This is a genomic window from Geotalea daltonii FRC-32, assembly GCF_000022265.1.
Classification (GTDB): Bacteria; Desulfobacterota; Desulfuromonadia; order Geobacterales; family Geobacteraceae; genus Geotalea; species Geotalea daltonii.
On the sequence record NC_011979.1, the window covers coordinates 1,024,603 to 1,044,405 of the forward strand.

Below are 19,803 nucleotides of genomic sequence, written 5' to 3' on the forward strand. Positions count from 1 at the left end.
TGAACCAAATAACACAGACCAGGTATCCAGTCAATGTTTTTGTGGGTCGAATTTTTCATCGATGGATATGGTAAAACGCCCGTCGCTGTCGCGCCATCGCAGCCATCCGTATGCGGTAAGGTCGACCAGAACCAGTGCCCAGTCTTCCCTGACATCGATGATGCGCAGATTCTTCTGCCTGGAGAGAACTTCCAGTTGCGGCGCAGTTGCAGAGGGATCGTGGCGAAGCAGGTAGAATTCTTTTTTCAGCCCGGGCAAAAGTTTTGCCGCCCGTCCCTTGAGAAAATGGTTCCAGGTGACGTACTCCCATGCCCTGGAGTTTTTCAGCCACCCTTCGCGTCCTGCTTCGTCATAGACGATGTGCAGCCAGTTTCCTTTCTTGCCAGTTACGGCAGCGGCGTATTCACCGGTCCGGCCCTGAATAACAGGGGTAAGGGAAGGGAGATCACTGCTTTCCAGGTCTGTTATTCTCTCAACGCCAGGCTCTCCGTATATGGGGAGGGTACAGCATGGTTCGCTGCTCCGGGAAGGGAATGGGCGGATCACCAGAAGCCCTTCGCCGCTGAACGGCCGGGGAGGTGCGATGGCGGCGAGAGCGGTCTGGACAGAGAGACCGAGGCAGATGGTTATGAGAATGATGCGCAGTATCATCGTTAGGAGAGGAGCGCCTTCAGCTCGGCAAGATATTTCCCCGCAAGGGAAGTCCCGTCTTCCGGAGCCCAGGGGGCTTTTTCCCCTTCGGCCAAAGGGCGGTACGGGCCGGCTTTCGCCTCAAAGAAGATTGTTCCCGGCTCCAGGCTCACTGCCGTATGAAATACGCCGTGGGGAATGTCGGCAATGACGGTCCCGCTTTCCGTGCTGAGAACAGAGCTCTGCAGAACCTTACCGTCGTTGGCGAAGATGATGATGCCGAGCTTGCCCCTGAGGATGACGAAGGACTCATCCTTGACCGGGTCAAGATGGCGATGGGGACGGATGTAAGAATCGGGCTCGATGGCGTTGAGCAGCCGATGACAGCAGAAATCGTCCGTCGGATGCAGGTTGTAGTTCTTTCTGAGCCTCGGGTTTGCCTGGGCTTCATGGGTCAGGCCGTCCAGCAAGTTTTTATCGATGATTTTCACAGTGTTAACCTTCGACCAAGGCGAACTGGTTGCCGTCCGGATCCAGCACCACCGCCATCTTCCCCCATGGCGTCCGCTCCAGCGGCTCGGCAAACTTGACGCCCGCGGCAGCAAGCTCCTTGCACAGTTCCTCAATGTCGGAAACAATCAGGGTAATACCGGTATGCCGCCCTGCCAGCGGCTTCGCCGCATCGTGCATGGCCAGCGCCACACCCAGGGTAGGCCCACCGCCGGGGAAAAACTCCATCATGGTCGGCGACTCCTGCACCAGGGGCAGCTTGAGCTGATCCTTATAAAACTGCTTGGCCTTTTCCAGGTCGAGAACAAAGACCACCACATTTTTCATCTTGATCGGCATTGTTACCTGTCCTTTTCGCGTGAATTGAAGGGCATAAAATAGCAGAGCTGCTTATGGCTGGCAAGGGCCATTTGCCGGGCAAAGCCAAGAAAGGTGCCTGCCACGTTCATGATGATGCTCTCCCGGTTGCGACTGCACAGATGTTACAAATGATTTTTCTCCAGGCAGAAGCCGGCCTGGTGCAGGGCTTCAAGCAGCTCTTCAATAAAGAGATCGATATATTCCTGGCTGATGGCGCTGGAATGGGGGGTGATCAGTATGTCCGGTTCATGCCACAGGAGGGAATCGGGCGCCAGCGGCTCGACTGCAAAGACATCCAGACCCGCACCCGCCAACGGGCCGTCATGGAGGGCGTGCAGCAGATCCTCTTCCCTGTAGCAATTGCCGCGCCCCAGGTTGTACAGGCAAGCCCCCGGCTTCATGGCATCGAAATGCCGGGTGGTGAAGATACCGTCGGTTTCTGCGCCCCCCGGCAGGAGCAGCACCACGTGATCGGCATGGGGCAATGCCTCCTCCAGCCGGCCAAAGGGGATGACCCGGTCAACGGCGAGGGGAGCCGCAAAGCCTTCCACACGCCGCTTGACCCCCGTAACCCCGGCCCCGAACGCCTTCAGCAGTTCTGCCATGGACTCTCCCAGCGCACCTAAACCGACGATGAGCACCTGCTGCCGGAAAAGGGCCGTGCAGTCATTGTATCCCAGGCGTCCCCAGACCCTGTTCTTCTGGTCGTCCAGGGATTTGCCCATGCGCCGGTTGAAGTAGAGCATCATGGAGAGGAGGCTTTCCCGCATGATACGGCCGTGGAAGCTGCCATAGTGCGTCTTCACCCGGCCCGATGGATCTTCGTCAACCCAGTCGTGGCCGGCAGCCGGGGTAAAAACCATCTTCAGCTTCGGCGCCTTGTCGTACCACGGTGCCTTGAAATGCCAGACCAGCACGCACTCCGCCTCGGGAAGTCGCTCCATGAAGTCCTTGGTGTCACTTGCCACGGTGATGGGGATATGGGGAAGCGCCTGACGTAGTTGGTCAAGATGACGCGGCTTGAAGGAAAAGGCATCGACGGTGTTCTGGAGATGGATGAGGATGTTATGTATGTTCATGGTGGTTTCCGTGTTTTTAAAGTTCGCTCGCACTTAAGCAGTCCGGGTTCCTGCAAATCACCAGATGCAAAGTCTGACATCATCTCCCTATTTATCAAGGGCTGATCTCAGACCCTGCCTTGACTTGAGCTCCAGCCTCACTCCACTTTTGTGCCAGCTTTTCAATGCTTTTGCTGCTTTCCGTCGCAATACCATCTTGGAAGAGCGTCACTTTATAGCCGCGATTCAGGGCGCCACGGGCCGTGGCGTTCACACAGTAAGCCCCGTCCAAGCCCGTGATTAATAATTGGCTTATCTGCTTTTCTGCAAGGTAAGCCTCAAGCTCGGGGTTGGAAAAAGCGTCCGGCCGATTCTTGGAGAGGGTTATGGCCATGGGGACTTTGATAAGGCGGTGGTCCATTTCCGTTCCAGGGGAACTAGGCGCGTTGATCCCGTCTGTAAAAAACGACATGATTGGATTATCGATTACATTTTTTATATAAACAACAGTAATTCCCTTTTTTTGAGCCTGTGCAAGTAAGGCGTTAGAGACCCTCACAATTCGATCTCCGTCATGGTAACGCTTCTTAGCTTGGGGTCCCGTGTAATCTTCTTGGATATCAATGATGAGAAGTGCAGCACGTGGAACTGCATATTTCTTGATGGGTATTCCCCTTGTGGGTCGCATGCTCCAGTAGATCAGAGCAAAGAGCATAAGTGCCAAAAGAAGAACCGAAGTAGCCGACCAGTACAGAATTTTTTTCAATCGCTTCATTATTGACCCCTTTACTTTACGCTTGATAGCAGGATGTCACTGAGCTCTGCAAAAAACTCCCCGCGATAAGAAGTGCCGGCAGCGTTTAAACGGTGGTCTGCAGCTGGATAGACCCTGAGAGTGAGGTTATTCTTCCCTGCCTCCTTGAACTTCGATTCCAGGAAACGTGCAGAATCGACCGGAACACTTTCGTCCTGTTCGCCGATACCCACCAGGATGGGAATGTATAGCTTGAGAAAGTCGGGTAGAGGTTCGATGTCCATGACGTCGGACCACCAGCGATAGGGGTTGCCATACCAACTCTTTTCAATGCTGCGTGAATCGGTTGCAATCTTCTTCCAGCCTGACTCCACATCGAACCATATGAGGCCTTTTTCCCGGAGGGTGGAGAGTGATTTGCGCATCGAGTAGCCGCCGCTGCCGATAATCGCAAGGTGGGTAACTGCTGGGTTTGACCCGGCTACCTTGGTTGCGGTCAATGCTCCCTCCGAGACGCCAACTAAGACGATATTTCTTGGGGTGGGCGCAGTGGAGCCGATCTGGGCGACGATGAATTCGGAATAGTCGGCTGACCATTGTTCTGGATTGTTAGCGAGATGAAATTCCTGGCCGCAGCCGAACAGTCCGGTAGAACGGTCCGGTACAAATCTTTTATTCAGGACGAATATACGGGCATTGACTGTGAGACCGCCGACATAGCTGGGCATTACGGCCTTCCAACTGGGGCAGCCTGTCGCTCCGTAAAAGAAGAGTAGGGTATCCACCTTGGATGCGTCACCGACGGTGAATGTGTAGTAGATGCTCGAACCGCAGTCTTTGTAGTGAAAAGAAAGAGGGGAAGGCGCTTCGCTGCCGTACATGTGGACGGAGCGCTGAATCAACGTGCAGCCGGACAATAGGAAAAAAAATAACAGCAAAAGAACGCGCATGTGCTAGTCCTGGTTGATTTGTCCAACGGCAGTGGAGCGCAGTAATGTGGTGAAGCGCCGGGGGCGACGCCGCGCTTCAATAGCCGTATCACAGCCTCACGGCAAAAGGATCAATGCCTGCCAAATTTGCGCGCACTATAAACCCGATTTTAGTGGTTGTCAAAGGTGATGACGCCGCTATGAAAGGAGCAGAAAGAATCCTGCCGGAAATTGCATATCTCTTCCCATCGGCTACAATGTGATTCACACTTCGCAAAGCCAACGAGGGAAGGAATCGACCATGAAAACAGCTTTTCATCCGCGCAGGGTCTATATTGCGGCGTCATATATGGCGCCGGTGGGGCGGTACAATGGCAAGGAACGGGAGGCGTGCACCTTTCTGGAACTGGCGGAAAAGGCGGCGGCTGTGTTTGCATCCAGCCCGGTTCGCCCCAGGGATATTGAGGCTGTTGTCGTGGGGAGCCAGAATCCGGGGGCATTTTCCGGGGTGGACAACACCGCCGCCAAGGTGGCCGGGGTGCTGGGCATTTCCGGCGCCAAGTCGGTGTTGATCGATACCGCTTCCTCGTCGGGGGCATCTGCCTTTGAAAACGCCTACATGGAGATTGCCTCGGGGCGCTCCGACCATGTCCTGGCCATGGGCATTCAGAAGATGAGCGACGTCTCCACCCTGGATGCCACCAAGATTGTCGCCGGGGTCATCGACCGGGACGAGGCGGAGTTCGGCCTGTCCATGCCGGCCTGCGGCGCACTGGTGGCCCGGTCTCTCATGCAGCGCCTGAATCTCTCGGAGGAGGAATGGACTGCCTTTTCGGCCATGCTCACCGAACGGGCCCATCGCTTTGCCGCTCGCAATCCCGATGCCCATCTCAATTTCCAGATTCCGGTGGATGAATATTACCGGCAGATTGTCAACGGCAAGAACTACATGTACTGGTGGCCGTTGCGCTACCACGATTTCTGCCCCATGTCCGACGGGGTGGCGGCGGTCATTCTCACGGCCCGCCCCCAAGAGGTCATGGTGACCGGGGTGGGTAGCGCCACGGATATTCCAACCATCGCCGACCGTCGCTATTTCCAGTCATTCCCGGCGACGGTGCGGGCGGCGGCCGCTGCCTACGGCATGGCCGGCATCAAGGATATCACCACCTTCGCCGGCAAGCTGCATGTGAACATGCATGACCCATTCAACGGCTTCGGTCCCATCAATATGGTCGATCTGGGTATTCTTCCCCGTGCGCGGCTTCTGGACGGTCTTTTCGACGAGAGCCTCACCGGCGAGCGAGGCCGATTCCCCACAAACCTTACCGGCGGCCTCAAGGGGCGCGGCCATCCTCTGGGGGCCACCGGAATGATCCAGGTGGTGGAAAATCACCGGCTGATTCTGGAGAGGGGCTTCCAGGCAGGCCTTTCCCATTCCATCGGCGGCCCCATCAACAACAATGTGGTGATCCTGCTGGAGCGGGTTTCACATTTTCGCCACCGTCCCTGTCAGCCATACAAGCCGTGGGGGTTGCCGTCCCTGGGTACGCTGAAACCCAAGCAGGTCACCATAGATGCCCTCCTGTCCGGCACCGAGACGGTCGAAGGTAGCTACGTCACTTCCACCACCCGCTTCGACTACAAAACCAGCCAGCCGCTCAATACGCTGATGCTGGTGTCATGCCGCATGAACGGTGGCCGCTATACCTTCCTCTTCGGCATCGGCGGCGAGCATTACCAGAGCATCGCCAGCCTGGTGCCGGGGGACAGGTTGAGCCTGGAGCGCAAAGATGGTCTGATCCTCGTCAACCAGATGCCGGTCAAGCGTTTTTACCAGCGCACCCTGGATGGCCTGATGGAATTTGCCGAATCGGGATGGAGGATATTCCAGGGAAAGAAGGTGATGCAAGATAGGAAGAAAGCCGAAGGCGAGCCAACCCTTTATTCCGGTGGAGCAGCATGAAACCGTCCGCCATGCCATTATCGCCCTCCTGGAGAAAAATGAGCTGACAGCCCGGGAGATTTCCGAGCAGACCGGCATCGGCGAAAAGGATGTCTACGACCATCTGGAGCATATACAGCTGCACAGGCAGAATCTGCATCTGGCCGTGACACCTGCTGTCTGCCGCAAGTGCGGATTTGTCTTCAGAAAAAGAGAGCGCCTGAAGAAGCCGGGGCGTTGCCCGGTCTGTCGCGGAGAATTCATCGACCCACCATCCTTTTTCATCCAGAGTGGCTCTGGTGCCGGTTCCTGTTAATCGTGTTGACATGCTGCCGCACAACAGTGTATTGAATCTGTGCATATGTTAATCATGGCAGGAGATGACACTGGTGACGGTTGCCGCACTGAAAAAGCTTACTATTTTAGCCCCTTCCGTCATTCTTCTTGTCATGGCCTACCTGGCGATTCCCCATATTGCGGCCCTGCCTCCTCCGCAGCATGAGCTTGCCCTGCTTTCCCCTTATCTGTTCATTGCCACCGGCCTGATACTCAGTTTCGCCTTCAGCAGGGGGCGGGCCTTTTTCGTGCTGCTGCTCCTGGCCGGCTTTTACTGGTTCTTTCGCACCTATCTCCAGCATGGGCTCTCAGACTTTCTTCCCCGTGTCGTCTTCCAGTTTCTCTGCCTGCTTATTCCTCTCAATATCACCATCTTCTGCCATGTGAGGGAACGGGGGGTCTTCACCCTTTCGGGAAGGATGCGCTTTGCGTTTCTTGCCATGCAGCTGGCAGCGGTCGCCTGGATCATCAGATACCGTGAAGACTACGGCCAGGTGCCGCTATTTTTCTCTCGCCCATTTCTGGACATCCCCTTTATTTCTGACTCCCCGGTTCCACAGGTTGCATGGCTGGTTGCCATCATCGGCTTTGTCCTGGTCCTGTACCGGGTCGTGATCCACAAATCCCCCATCGACAGCGGTTTGCTTGGCGCACTGGTTGCGGTCTTCATTGCCTTCAACACTCTGACCGTTGGCGATTTCCCCCTGGTTTTCATTGCCGCTGCAGCGTTTATCCTTGCGGTGAGCGTTCTTCAGGATTCCCACAACATGGCTTTCCGTGACGATCTTACCGGGCTTCCCTCCCGTCGCGCCCTGAACGAGCAAATGCTGTCCATGGGGCGGCAGTACACGATTGCCATGCTTGATGTGGATCACTTCAAGATCTTCAATGACACCCATGGCCATGATGTGGGGGATCAGGTGCTGAAGATGGTGGCGAAAAAAATTGGTGCGGTGAAGGGGGGAGGACGGCCTTTCCGCTATGGTGGCGAAGAATTCACCATTGTCTTTCCCCGCCGGAAAATGGGCGATGCCATCCCTTTTCTCGAAGATGTGCGCAGTGCCATCAGCGCCTACGAGCTGTCGATCCGCAGCAAGGACCGCCCCAAGAAGGCAGAGGAAGGAAAAAAGAAACGCAATGCCGGCCATGGCGACAAAACGGTCTCGGTTACCATCAGCATCGGCGTAGCAGAGAGCAGCGACAGCCTGCGCCTGCCGGACGATGTGATAAAGGCCGCAGACAAAGCCCTCTACCGGGCAAAGAGCAAGGGGCGCAACCAGGTGAGCAGGTAATATTTACCGGCAATATACCCCACGACAAACCCTCCGTGATGACCGTACCGCCGGGCCGACGGCCATATCTTGTTGTCCTCCATTCTTCCATGACAGAATACCCCACCAGCAGCCATTGCATCCTTAACCGGGAAGGTTAGAATTATCTTGGGACCGGCCAGAACCGACATGACAATCAGGGGGGGCGATGGGATTCTCGGCAAGGTTAATGATGGTTAGCTTCATGCTTTTCCTGGTGCTTTTCCTGTGGGGAGCACCTGAGGGTGCAGATGCCGCCGGCCCTGCCCATGCAGCCGCCCCTTTCCCCTCCATCACCCTGAAAAAGTACGCTTCCGGTTTTGACGAGCCCACCGATATCGCCAATGGGGCAGACGGCAGCGGCAGACTCTTTATCCTGGAGAAAAGCGGCAGGGTGCGGATCCTCAGGGATGGGAAAATTCTGCCGGCGCCATTTCTGGATATCGAGAAGCTGGTCAAGTCTTCAGGCTCCGAGCAGGGGCTGCTCGGCATCGCATTCCCCCCCGGTTTCAAGCAAAAGGGTCATTTCTACGTCAACTACACCGATCACAGCGGCATCGGCAATTCGACTGTGGCACGCTATGGGATAGGCGCCAATGTAGATATTGCCGAACCTGCCACGGCGCAGATCATTCTCCGTGTCACGCAGCCCTTCAGAAACCACAACGGCGGTCAGCTCGCCTTCGGCCCCGACGGTTTTCTCTACATCGGCTTCGGCGACGGCGGCAGTGCCGGGGATCCCCGCAACAACGGACAGCGTCTCGATACTTTTCTGGGGAAGATGTTGCGGCTGGATGTGGAGTCGGGGGTGTCGCCCTACCGGATACCCCCCGGCAATCCGTTCAGGAATGAAATCTGGGCATACGGCCTGCGCAACCCCTGGCGCTTCTCCTTCGACCGCGAGACAAAAGATCTCTACATTGCCGACGTGGGACAGGACCTTTACGAGGAGGTGGACTTCCAGCCGGCAGCCAGCAAAGGGGGAGAAAATTATGGCTGGAGAATGACGGAAGGCTCCCACTGCTTTAAAAAGAAAGATTGCTCCAAAAAAGGTCTGACCTTGCCGGTGGCGGAGTATGATCATTCTGAGGGTGACTGCTCTATCACCGGCGGTTTCGTCTACCGTGGCAAAGAATCTCCCTCCCTTGTGGGGATCTACTTCTATGGCGATTATTGCAGCGGCAGGATCTGGGGGCTGAGACGCACCGGTGGCAAATGGGAGAAAAAGCTGCTCTTAAAGACCTCCCTGAAGATTTCCACCTTCGGCGAAGATGAAGTGGGCAATGTTTATGTGGCCGATCTGGCAAGCGGAGATATCTACAAGATAACCGGGCGTTGAAGCCAATATCGGGCCATGCTGCCCGAGTGGCCTGCACCGCAAATCCATCCCTCTTCCTTATCTTAAATATGTAGACAAGTGTAATATGAATCCTGCGCTAACCGCGCTCCGTCATCCGGTGTCGTTTCTCCTTCTGCACAGGTCCTTTTCTTTCGATTCCCCCAAACCCACATTTTTTGACCCAGGTCATAATCTTCCTTCCATTGATGCCGTATGCTGAGAATCATCAAAGAGAGGGAGGTGCCAGATGGAATTCAACAACGACCTGGGCAACAAGGCAATTCAGGATGTGATTCAGACGTATCCGGAGATAGGTGAAATTCTGAACCGGTTCGAGATCGGCTGTGTCACCTGCAAAGTGGGCATCTGCCTGTTGAAGGACGTGGTTTCCATCCATGGTCTTTCCAGGGAAGACGAAGCGCGCATCGAAGCAGAGATAAACGGGTATATGGCAAAGAACGCCGCATAAATAAATCATCAATCAGAGAAAAGGAGACGAACATGAGTAATCTGGGATGTGGCTGCCCCGGCAGCATGGCAAGGGTCATCGAGAGAGAAGAGACAAAGACTGCGGCAACGGAAAAAGCCGTTTCAGAACTGCGGCAGTGGCCGGTGCAGCTGCACCTGGTGCCTTCCACCGCACCATACTTCAACAACAGCGATATTCTCATATCGGCCGACTGTGTTGCCTTTGCCCTGGGCAGCTTTCACAGCGACCTGCTGAAGGGGAAGGCATTGGCCATAGCCTGTCCGAAACTGGATGATACGGGTGCTTATGTGGAAAAACTGGCAACGATATTTCGCGCCAATGGGGTGAAAAGCATCACTGTGGCCATCATGGAAGTCCCATGCTGCCGCGGGCTCGATGTAATGGTCAAGCAGGCGTTGCAGCAGTCGGGCAAGGATATTCCGCTGGAGACGGTCATCATCGGTGTTGACGGCGAGAGGAGAAACTGAGATGAAAAGGGATATTACGCAGGCCCTGGTTGCTGAGCACAAGCTTATTCTGCGCATGCTGGCGATTTTGGAAAGGAATGCCCGAGCCACTGCCGCCGGGACTTTTAGAGAGTATCGCTTTTATCTCGATGGGGTGGATTTTATCAGGAACTATGCCGACCGTTACCACCATGCCAAAGAGGAGGACGTGCTGTTCGAGTCACTGGTGAAAAACGGCATGCCCAGAGAAAACAGCCCGGTGGCGGCAATGCTCATGGAGCATGACCAGGGAAGGACGTACGTGAAGGCAATGGAAGAGGCGGCTATGGCGGCCCTGGCTGGGGAAATGGACCGGGACGGAGCAATTGCCGAAAACGCCCTGGCCTATGTGCAACTCCTGAAGGAGCACATCAGCAAGGAGGACACAGTTCTCTACCCGCTTGCGGAAAGGCTTTTGCCAGAAGCCGCCCGTGATGCCATTGTTGCCGGATATGAGGCTGCCGAAGCGCGAACTACCGGAGACTTTACAACAAGATATGAAATGCTGGTGGCAGCCTGCGAGCAGGAAGCAGTGTCAAAAGCAGCATGAGCTTACAGCTCCTGGCGGACGCAGTGCAAAGGGTGCAGGTTACCCGATGAGATCGTAACAGGCACCCTTTGCTCGTTTTACGTTAAAAGTTTTACCCGGGTGGGGATGTCTTGCGACGTTTGAGAAAAAAAACGATCACCACGGAAAATGCCAGTGTGATCAGGGTGCCCACAAGACCGGCAATGCTGGTACCAGCCTTACGGTCGATCTTCTCTGTTTCACCGGTTGCCGAAGGCTTTATTTTCTGTTCTGCAGACTTGCCGAAGGAGTAATCACGGAGCAGGGCGGTCTTGTCCTGAATTCGGGCCAGTGCCCCGTGAAGCCCCAGGTTCGGCCCCGCAAGCTCTTCCTTGCCCGTTACCTTGAAAATGGCCCATTCCAGGCCGTCAGGATTTTTTGAAGCGAACCAGGAGAGGACGCCGGCGGCTATGATGGCCACTGCCATGAAAGCCAGCAGAATATCACGTAGCGGATGATTGCCTGCAGGTTGCCCACTGAAGGCATTCTCGAGGATTTCCGGTCGGACCTTGTAAATGAATGACACCACTGCCAGGGTGACGAATCCTTCGACAATGCCTATGGCCAGATGAATGGGCTGCATCAGCAGCACGAAAGTGGGAAACGGCAGGACTGAAATGCCTGAAAAAAAAGTTTCCAGCACCACTGCAAGGGACCCCAGCTGTAGACAGGCAATGGCGGCAATCATGGTGGCCATTGTCATGGGATAACGCCCGGGATTGGGGCCGAGGATCTTCTTGTAGATGAGGGGGTATGCAATAAAGGCGGGGAAGAAGCCTATATTGAAGATGTTGCAGCCGAGAGCCAGCAATCCTCCGTCGGCAAAGAACAGGGCTTGGACCACGAGGACTGAGGCAATGGAGAGGAATGCCCCATGGGGTCCCAGAAGGATCGATAGCAAAAGCCCACCCCCCAGGTGACCACTGGATCCGGTTCCCGGAATGGTGAAGTTGATCATCTGCGCTGCAAAGAGAAAGGCGCCGAGCACCCCCATGAGCGGCACATTGCGATCATCGAGCCTGTTGCGCACTTTTGCCGAACAGTAGGCGATGGTGATGACCGATGCCCCCCACATGGTTCCACCGACAGCCGGAGACAGTAATGCGTCCGCCATATGCATAGAGAGATCTTCCCCTGTGGCACGAATATTCCTGGTTTCAATCCGGAAAGGGTTCTTTTCTGCCCTGGCGGCGTCAATCTGCGGGCTTACTTGTGCGACGTACCGATGTACGTCTCCGCGCAAGCCCTTGATTTCCTTGCCAGAACAAAAAATCCCCTCTTTCCGAATCGGAAACCACTAGTTTCTCATCCGGAGTTTCCGGATGGAAACTACTGGCAATATGAGCCATACGCTATCGCATATTCAGTGTCAATGGATTTTGCGGAACTGTCGCTACACTTGTCCAATGAAATATTAAAAAGTTGACCACAGACTTGGGATTTGCAATAGTTACAAAAAATTCATTCAAGCTGTGGAGGGCTGAAATGGTACGCCACAAGAACATAGTCGCCTTGTCAATTCTTTTCTGTATTGTTTCTGCAACGGCTGCCCGCGCCGATTACGAATCAGGGCTTCGTGCCTATAATGATGGTGATTTCGCCACGGCCATGCGTGAGTTCAGGACGGACGGGAGCCCCAAGGCATTGTATCAGATCGGCCTCATGTATGCGGAAGGGAAAGGGGTAAGAAAACCGAACCCAACCGAAGGGATGAAGTGGTATCGCAAGGCTGCGGACCAGGGTTTCGTGAAGGCCCAGTATGCCCTTGGCCTCTTGTATGCACTGGGGGAGGGCACCCTGACCAACCGGAAGGAGGCAGCCAGGTGGTACCGCAAGGCTGCAGATCAGGGACATGTGACGGCCCAATACAACCTGGCCCAGATGTACAGCCGTGGCGACGGCGTCAAACAGGACGAAGCTGAAGCTTTCAAGTGGTATCGCAAGGCCGCAGAGCAGGGGCATGGCACAGCCCAGTTGACAATTGCCCAGCTTTATGACAAGGGGCTGGGTGTGGCGCCGGATAAAAAAGAGGCTGCCCGCTGGTATCTGAAGGCGGCCGAGCAGGGGAAGCCTGCTGCCCAGTTTGCCGTCGCCACCATGTATGAAAAGGGGGAAGGGGTCGAAGCCGACAAAAAGGAGGCGCTGAAGTGGTTCCGCCGTGCCGCTGAACAGAAGCACGCCAAGGCCCAGTTCAAGGTCGGTTTTTACTATGACAGGGATGACAGTGGTGCCGAAGGTAAAAAGGAGGCGGTCAAATGGTACCGCCGGGCCGCCGAAAGTGGTGTTTCCGAAGCCCAGTTCAATTTAGGCATTCTTTATTATTACGGCAGGGGGATAGAACGTAACAAAAAAGAAGCTGTGAAATGGTTCCGCAAGGCCGCCGGCCAAGGGGACTCCGATGCCCAGTTTAATCTGGGTCACATGTACGACCAGGGGGATGGTATCAAACAGGACTGGAAGGAAGCAGTCAAATGGTACCGCAAATCAGCCGACCAGGGCTTCGATCAAGCCCAGTTCAGTCTTGGCCTCATGTACTTCCATGGCCATGGGGTGAAGCAGAACAGGAGGGAGGCCATCAAGTGGTTCGTCAAGGCTGCGGAACAGGGTTCCGAAGAAGCGATAAGGACCCTGGAAGCCTTGGGCAGGCATGCTCCGTTGCAGGCGCACTGAACGGTTACCTCCTGTTACCCTGCCATATCCGATGGCCGGTTCAGGTCATTCACCCAGCACCCCCATTACCCAGTCCAGGTTGACCCTGGCCACCAGATAGTCCCGTTTCGCCCGTGAAAAGTTGCTTTTGGCCTGCAGCAGGTTCAGTTCGGCATCCTCCACCTCCAGGCGGATCTTTACCCCAAGCTCATACCCCTTTTCCGCCATGGTCAGCAGCCTTTCTGCCTGCTTTACCGTCCCCGACAGGGCGTTTACGATCTCTTCCGATTCGGCCAGGGCATTGACCGCATTTCGCGCATCCAGGGCGATGGCATCCAGCTGCTTTGCCTCGTCGATCTTGAGACTTCTGACGGTTGATTCGGCCTGAGCCGTCTTGCCGCTGGTGCGAAAGCCGTCGAAGAAGGGGAAGCTCAGGTAGATCCCCGCACTCCAGGCAAACCCGTCCGCCTTGTTATCTCCAATCTCCAGCTGCTTCCAGCCATAGCTTCCCTTCAGATCCAGTCGAGGCTTGTTGTCGGCTGCTGCAACATTTACCAGTTCCTCGTACATCCCCAGACGGTGGCGCAAATCGGCCAACTCCGGCCTCTTTTTTTCGGCAACGGCGATAGCTTCCTCATACGTGGCATGGGGCGTTATTGCCGCATCAAGGGCGCCGCTGACCTCAATCTCATGGTCCAGGGCAAGCAGGTAGCGGAGTTCCTGGCTGGCGGTGCGGATCTGGTTTTCCGTGCGGATCACCTCCGGGCGGGCATTGTCGACGGTCACACCAGCAGCGAGCACATCGTATTCGGTGGCAATCCCTTCAGTGTATTTTTTGCGGGTTTCATCCAGGTGACGTTTTTTCTGTTCCAGGTTCTGCGATGCAAAGGCGTTCAGTTCCCGGGCGAGAAGGACGTTATAGAAGGTGACGGAAACGTCACGGGCTGCTGCTTGACGGTAGAGGCGCAATTGATCGTCTGCGGTCTTGAGGCCGATTTTTGCGGCGCGGATGGCAGCTCCCACTTTGCCCCAGGAGAAGAGCACCTGGGAGGCGCTCAACTCGGCGCTTCGCCTGTCCTGTGATCCCGAGACGCCGAAGAAGGCGCTCTGGCTGTCGTCCCAGTCACGGGCGACGGTGCCGTTCAGGGAAAGCTGCGGCAGGGCTGCTGCCCGCTCCTCCACATACCGCCCTTCCACCTGTTTAAAGTACTCACGGGCCTTCTCCAGGTCCCGGTTCTTTTCCGCCGCAATCTGCAGGGCCTGCTCCAGGGTCAGCGTCTGCACCTCCGCGTTGGCTCGGGACACAAGGACCATCGAGCCGCAGAGCAGGCAGAGCGCACCGATCAGTCCCCTGAAAAACCTTCTGCCGGGAAGCAGCCTGATTACTTTGCCGGCTCCTCTACGGGCCTCTCCTGCCGGCGGGGCTCCGGCGTCCGAATTCTGCCCATGCTCTTTGTTCCACTTCCGCTTCAGCCATGCCCCCAAGTCGTCGACAACGGTATAGACCACCGGCACCACCAGCAGGGTCAGAAGACTTGAGGTCAGCAGACCGCCGATGACGGTGCGAGCCATGGGAGCACGCCCCTCGGCGCCGGAGCCTATGGCGAAGAAGAGGGGGAGCATGCCGAAGATCATGGCCAGGGTGGTCATGGCGATGGGGCGCAGTCTCGTCCGTCCCGCTTCGATCACCGCCTGCCGCCGCGGCATGCCATCCCGTCGCTGCAGGACTTTGGCATAATCCACCAGCAGAATAGCGTTCTTCGTCACCAGCCCCATGAGCATGATCAGGCCGATCAGAGACATGATGTTGACGGTGTCGCCGGTCAGTTTCAACATGCCGGCCACGCCGACAATGGAGAGGGGCAGCGAAAGCATGATGGCCAGCGGCTCCAGGAACGACTCGAACTGGGCGGCAAGGATCAGATAGACGAAAAGCACCGCCAAAAGCAACGATTCTCCCATGTAGCCGAATGATTCAGCCATGTCTTCCGCCTCCCCGGAAAAATTTACTGAGTATCCAGGGGGCATCCGGATGTTGCTGGCTGCCGCTTCCACTTTTTTTACCGCCGTGCCGATGGGGAGATTGTCCAGATTGGCGCTGACGGTCACTTGGCGCGACAGGTCACGGCGGTTGATTTCGCTGGGGGTCGCTGCCACCTCGTAGCTGGTGATCGCTGACATCGGCACCAGCTTGGTGCTGCCGGCTCCGTCGGGGACGGAAATTTTCAGGTCTCGTACCTGCCCCGGGTTCTGCCGCAGGTTTTCAGGCAGCCTTACCCGCACGTCGACGGCATCGCCGTCCTCATCTTCATAGGTGGTGATTGCTTCCCCCCCTACCAGCCGGCCCAGGGAGGCGACGATGTCGTTGGTGGACACACCGGCGGACAGTGCCCGCTCCCGGTCCACCCGCAGGCGGTACTCGGGGATGTCGTGTTCCAGGGTTGCCGAGATATCGACGATCCCGGGAATCTTGTACATCTCCTCCTTCAGTTTGGCCGCCAGTCCCTTGAGGACGGCGATATCTTCCCCTTTGAGATTGGCATTGAGCGGCTTGCCGCTCCCCATGCTGCCGACGATCTCGATGGAGAAGGTGATGCCGGGAATCTGCCGGAGGCGTTCCCGCACCACCTGCTGAATCTCCTGCTGTTTCCGCGTGCGCTCCTGTTTTTCCTTGAGTTTTACGTAAACGAGCCCATCCCGGACCGTGCCGCTGTCGCCGGCGCCGATGGTGGCATAGGTATGGTCTATTTCCGGGATGTTCTTCATCCGGTCAAGGACCAGGCCGAGGCGGTTTTCCGTCTCGGCCATGCTGGCATCGGGGGCTGTCTTGAAGGAAACCTGGAATTCTCCGTTGTCTTCAGTGGCCATGAAAGAGGATTCCAGGGTGGCAAAGATGGCCAGTCCCGCGATAAAGGCGGCGAAGGCCGAGGCCATGACTGTTTTACGGTGATCGAGAGCCCAGCCGATGGCGCTTCGATACTTGTCTGCGGTATAGTCGAACCAGTCGTTGAAGGTTTCCAGCAATTTTGCCAATCCTTTCCGATGACCACGGGCTGTAATGGCGGGATCGTGCCAGCGGGAGGAGAGCATGGGGTCAAGGGTGAAGGAGACGAACAGCGATACCAGCACCGCAAAGGAGACGGTGATGCCGAAAGGGAAGAAAAAGCGGCCTACGATCCCCTTCATGAAGGCAACGGGCACGAAGACGGCCACCACCGACATGGTGGTGGCGAAGACCGCCAGGCCGATCTCGGCGGTGCCGAAGCGGGAGGCCTCCATGTGGTCCTTGCCGTGCTCCAGGTGCCGGACGATATTTTCCCGGACGACGATGGCATCGTCGATCAGCAGGCCGATGGCCAGCGACAAGGCCATGAGGGTCATGACATTGAGGGTCATTCCCATGGCGTTCATGACGATGAAGGAGGAGATGACCGAGATGGGGAGGGTGACGCCGGTAATGACCGTCGAACGCCAGGAGTTGATGAAACAGAAGACGATGACGATGGTGAGAATACCGCCAATGAGAAGTGTCTCCTGCACGTCAGCCAGGGAGTCCCGGGTCATGATGGAGCCATCGCGGACCATGGACAGCCTCACTCCCGGCGGCAGGTCTTTTTCAACCTTGCCCATGATCTTCTTGATGTTGTCCACCACCTGGACCTGATTTGCCCCAGATTGCTTGTAAATATCCAGGCCGATGGCGGGAATGCCGTTGATCAGCGCCAGCCGCCGTTTCTCTTCGACCCCGTCGCCGACGGCAGCCACTTCTGCAAGGGTTACCGGCCTGCCGTTACTGCGGGCGATGACCATTTGCCGATAATCGTCGGCCCGTTCCGGCTTTCCTTCCATGCGCAGGGGGTATTCGGCGCCGCCGCGGGTCAACCGTCCCAGGGGCGTGTTGGTGTTTTCGCTCCGCAGTCCGTCCACCACATCGTTGACCCCCAGCCCCACCGCATCCAGGCGGGCCGGGTCGATCTCCACGTTGACCTCACGTTTCTGTCCCCCGATCATGTCAACCTTGCCGACGCCGGCAATGCTCTCGAAGCGCTTCTTGACTCTCTTTTCCACCAGTACAGTCAGTTCCCGCGGGAGCAGCGTTTCCGACTGTACCGCAAGGGCCGCTACCGGCATGGCATTGAAGTCCAGCTTCTGGATGATCGGCTCTTCCGTGGCTGTGGGCAGGTCGCCGCGGATGGAAGTAATCTTCGCCCGCGCTTCCTGGGCCACGTCGTTCAGCTGCTCTTCCAGCCTGAACTCGACCACAACCGTGGAAACGCTTTCACGGGAGAAGGACATGACGTGCTTCACCCCAGCCACCTGGTTCACCGCTTCCTCGATCCGCTTGGAGACCTCCCGTTCCACTGTTTCCGGCGAAGCTCCGGGAAACTTGGTGACGATTGAGATGACCGGTATCTCCACGTTGGGATACATTTCCACCGACAGCCGGCGGTAGGAAAAGATTCCCAGCACCACCAGGGCCAACATCATCACCGCTGCGAAGACCGGCCGTTTTATGGACAGTTCTGAAAGTACCATGGTCTATTTCCCTCCGGCTGCGGCGAAGGCTACCCGGTCCCCATCCTTGAGGTTGAAGCTGCCGCGGTTCACATAGCGTTCGCCCGTTTTCAGCCCTGCCGTTATTTCCACCATCTCGCCGCTGACCGTGCCGATCTGCAGCTGGCGGCGTCTTGCCTGGTCTTTCTCCACCACGAACAGGGTCGCCTTCTTTGCCGTCAGGTCAAGCCCGCTCAGAATTCCGCGGGGAACCTGCAAGACGTTTTTCCTGACGCCGCAGATGATTTTTCCCTTGGCAAACAGTCCCCCCTTAAGGATTTCCGGCTCGTTGACCACTTCGGCGACCACTTTGAGGGAGCGGTCGGCAGCCTGGACCTCAGGGTTGATGAACATGATCCTTCCCTGGAAGGTCCTGCCGGGGACGCCGTCGGTGGTGAAAAGCAGCTTCTGTCCAACCTGCAGACGGGCCATTTCTGCCGACGGCACAGTAAATGTCAGGTTTAGCAGGCGGTTGTCGACGATCTTGAAGATCGGCATGGCGGCAGCGGCGTCGCTGGCCAGATCGCCCACATTGACAGCGCGCAGGGCGACGGTGCCGTTGATGGGGGAGAAGACCATTCCCTTCGCCTGGCGCAGCTTCGCCTGGCGATGCTCCTCTTCGGCGACCCGGATACCGGCACGGCTCGCCTCGATGCGGGCGGCAGCGGCGGCAGCTTCCGTATCCGCATCATCCACGGCCTGCTGGGTGGCGAGCCCCGCCTCTTTCAGCTTATTCACCCGTGCCAGCTCCCTGTCCGCCCGTTTTGCTGCTACCTCTGTCTGGGCCAGGTTTGCCCTGGCCGACTTGATGGCGGCCTCGGTCCGCTTGACGGTTGCTTCCGTTTCGGCCACGTCGATCCTTGCCAGGAGGGTCCCCTTCTTCACCCGCACCCATTCGGTGACATAAACCTGTTTCACCAGGCCTGGAATCTGGGTCTTTACCTCGGCGAAGAATTTTGGCTCCAGGGTGCCCGTTACTTCCACCCCTTCCTCAAGGTCGGCAGCGGCAGCAACGGCAACTTCCACGGCTACCGGCGGTTTGACAGTGCTTTCACCCTTGCCGGCAGCTGCTCCTCCGCTTTTCGAGCAGCCCATGGTTCCAGCCGCCAGGCATAGTACGCACAGCATCAGCAGTTGCTTCATTTCTTCATCCCCTTTTCTTGGAGTAGTTGTCCTGTCTTTATCCGGGCGTCATCAGCCCCTGCAACACCATGCCCAGCATGCGCTCCATCTGTCTACTGTCAATGCGGGGCGGGGTCTGGCACAGTTGTTCTTCCATGGTGGTATTGAGTATGGAGACGATGATCCAGGCAGTGTCCCTCGTGTCATTGGCCACAAACTCTCCTTGGGCAATTCCCTCCTTCACCAGAGCTTCGACAGTCGCGACAATTCTTGAGTAATAGTCTTCGAAGTCAATGGGGGGAGCCCCTTGTGGCGGACCATAATAAATGGCATAAATGAGGCGGAGAACTTCGAGCCGGTCGATGACCAGTACCAGGAGCAATGAGCAGAAATGGATGATTTTTGCAGCGGCAGTCCCGGAAATGGTGGTCATCCTGTCCAGGGATGCATCGAACTGGGCGAAGGAGCTGTTCATCAGCTCCAGGTATATGCCTTCCTTGCTGCCGAAGTAATAGTAGAGTACCGGTTTGGTGACGCCCGATGCCTCGACAATTTCACGTACCGACGTTGCAGCATAACCCTTGTTGTTGAAAAGCGTCAAAGCTGAAGCCAGAAGCTTTTCCCTGACGCCGTCCTGTTTCTGTTGTTCTGCCATGGTCACCTCGCGTCAAACTTACCGACCGGTAAATACCATTAAGGAGCGGTTTGGTCAAGGGGAATCTACCGATCGGTAAGTAGCTGCCGTAGGGTGCCGGCAAAAGGAA

18 protein-coding genes are annotated in these 19,803 nt (G+C 56.6%); 8 read left to right on the forward strand and 10 right to left on the reverse strand.

Annotated features, from left to right (window positions below):
• Nucleotides 1-30: 30 nt before the first annotated feature.
• The 6 genes from GEOB_RS04645 to GEOB_RS04670 all read right to left on the reverse strand — a co-directional run bounded on the left by GEOB_RS04645 (nucleotide 31) and on the right by GEOB_RS04670 (nucleotide 4,262).
• Complete coding sequence (locus GEOB_RS04645) at nucleotides 31-651, reverse strand: SH3 domain-containing protein (RefSeq protein WP_012646023.1); 621 nt, start codon at nucleotides 649-651, stop codon at nucleotides 31-33.
• 2 nt (nucleotides 652-653) lie between these two features.
• The gene (locus GEOB_RS04650; RefSeq protein ID WP_012646024.1) at nucleotides 654-1,121 is read right to left on the reverse strand and encodes a WbuC family cupin fold metalloprotein; all 468 of its coding nucleotides are present in this window, start codon (nucleotides 1,119-1,121) and stop codon (nucleotides 654-656) included.
• A gap of 4 nt (nucleotides 1,122-1,125) precedes the next feature.
• Entirely contained in the window at nucleotides 1,126-1,479 is a 354-nt protein-coding gene (locus tag GEOB_RS04655; protein WP_012646025.1) for a VOC family protein, read from the reverse strand.
• A 143-nt stretch (nucleotides 1,480-1,622) separates the two neighbouring features.
• Nucleotides 1,623-2,579 carry a D-2-hydroxyacid dehydrogenase gene (locus GEOB_RS04660; protein WP_012646027.1) on the reverse strand — a complete coding sequence of 319 codons (957 nt, stop codon included), beginning with the start codon at nucleotides 2,577-2,579 and terminating at the stop codon, nucleotides 1,623-1,625.
• Nucleotides 2,580-2,673: 94 nt separating this feature from the next.
• Entirely contained in the window at nucleotides 2,674-3,333 is a 660-nt protein-coding gene (locus GEOB_RS04665; RefSeq protein WP_012646028.1) for a cysteine hydrolase family protein, read from the reverse strand.
• Nucleotides 3,334-3,344: 11 nt separating this feature from the next.
• Nucleotides 3,345-4,262: a prolyl oligopeptidase family serine peptidase gene (locus GEOB_RS04670; RefSeq protein ID WP_012646029.1), complete on the reverse strand. Its 918-nt coding sequence runs from the start codon at nucleotides 4,260-4,262 to the stop codon at nucleotides 3,345-3,347.
• Between the two features lie 280 nt (nucleotides 4,263-4,542).
• On the opposite strand from GEOB_RS04670, the gene GEOB_RS04675 reads away from it, so the two are divergent.
• From GEOB_RS04675 to GEOB_RS04705, 7 genes are all read left to right on the forward strand, one after another.
• The gene (locus GEOB_RS04675) at nucleotides 4,543-6,207 is read left to right on the forward strand and encodes a thiolase family protein (protein ID WP_012646030.1); all 1,665 of its coding nucleotides are present in this window, start codon (nucleotides 4,543-4,545) and stop codon (nucleotides 6,205-6,207) included.
• Nucleotides 6,194-6,502, forward strand: a complete 309-nt coding sequence (locus GEOB_RS04680; RefSeq protein ID WP_012646031.1) for a transcriptional regulator — start codon at nucleotides 6,194-6,196, stop codon at nucleotides 6,500-6,502. The genes GEOB_RS04675 and GEOB_RS04680 overlap by 14 nt, the downstream gene beginning before the upstream one ends.
• A gap of 64 nt (nucleotides 6,503-6,566) precedes the next feature.
• Nucleotides 6,567-7,814: a GGDEF domain-containing protein gene (locus GEOB_RS04685; RefSeq protein ID WP_230199014.1), complete on the forward strand. Its 1,248-nt coding sequence runs from the start codon at nucleotides 6,567-6,569 to the stop codon at nucleotides 7,812-7,814.
• Nucleotides 7,815-8,001: 187 nt separating this feature from the next.
• Nucleotides 8,002-9,171, forward strand: a complete 1,170-nt coding sequence (locus GEOB_RS04690; protein WP_012646033.1) for a PQQ-dependent sugar dehydrogenase — start codon at nucleotides 8,002-8,004, stop codon at nucleotides 9,169-9,171.
• 247 nt (nucleotides 9,172-9,418) lie between these two features.
• Complete coding sequence (locus GEOB_RS04695) at nucleotides 9,419-9,640, forward strand: hypothetical protein (RefSeq protein ID WP_012646034.1); 222 nt, start codon at nucleotides 9,419-9,421, stop codon at nucleotides 9,638-9,640.
• Between the two features lie 32 nt (nucleotides 9,641-9,672).
• Complete coding sequence (locus tag GEOB_RS04700) at nucleotides 9,673-10,128, forward strand: hypothetical protein (protein WP_012646035.1); 456 nt, start codon at nucleotides 9,673-9,675, stop codon at nucleotides 10,126-10,128.
• Between the two features lies 1 nt (nucleotide 10,129).
• On the forward strand, nucleotides 10,130-10,696 hold the full coding sequence (locus GEOB_RS04705; protein ID WP_012646036.1) for a hemerythrin domain-containing protein: 567 nt from the start codon (nucleotides 10,130-10,132) through the stop codon (nucleotides 10,694-10,696).
• A gap of 91 nt (nucleotides 10,697-10,787) precedes the next feature.
• Here GEOB_RS04705 and GEOB_RS04710 read toward each other — a convergent pair whose 3' ends face one another.
• Nucleotides 10,788-11,834 (reverse strand): energy-coupling factor ABC transporter permease, encoded by a 1,047-nt coding sequence (locus tag GEOB_RS04710; protein WP_012646037.1) that lies wholly within the window; start codon nucleotides 11,832-11,834, stop codon nucleotides 10,788-10,790.
• A gap of 365 nt (nucleotides 11,835-12,199) precedes the next feature.
• On the opposite strand from GEOB_RS04710, the gene GEOB_RS04715 reads away from it, so the two are divergent.
• Entirely contained in the window at nucleotides 12,200-13,384 is a 1,185-nt protein-coding gene (locus GEOB_RS04715) for a tetratricopeptide repeat protein (RefSeq protein WP_012646038.1), read from the forward strand.
• A gap of 45 nt (nucleotides 13,385-13,429) precedes the next feature.
• On the opposite strand, the gene GEOB_RS04720 is transcribed toward GEOB_RS04715, so the two are convergent.
• Genes GEOB_RS04720 through GEOB_RS04730 form a run of 3 tightly spaced genes read right to left on the reverse strand, consistent with a single transcriptional unit; the run spans nucleotide 13,430 to nucleotide 19,694 of the window.
• On the reverse strand, nucleotides 13,430-17,899 hold the full coding sequence (locus GEOB_RS04720) for an efflux RND transporter permease subunit (protein ID WP_012646039.1): 4,470 nt from the start codon (nucleotides 17,897-17,899) through the stop codon (nucleotides 13,430-13,432).
• Between the two features lie 3 nt (nucleotides 17,900-17,902).
• Nucleotides 17,903-19,060, reverse strand: a complete 1,158-nt coding sequence (locus GEOB_RS04725) for an efflux RND transporter periplasmic adaptor subunit (protein WP_012646040.1) — start codon at nucleotides 19,058-19,060, stop codon at nucleotides 17,903-17,905.
• Between the two features lie 37 nt (nucleotides 19,061-19,097).
• The gene (locus GEOB_RS04730) at nucleotides 19,098-19,694 is read right to left on the reverse strand and encodes a TetR/AcrR family transcriptional regulator (protein WP_012646041.1); all 597 of its coding nucleotides are present in this window, start codon (nucleotides 19,692-19,694) and stop codon (nucleotides 19,098-19,100) included.
• Nucleotides 19,695-19,803: the final 109 nt, after the last annotated feature.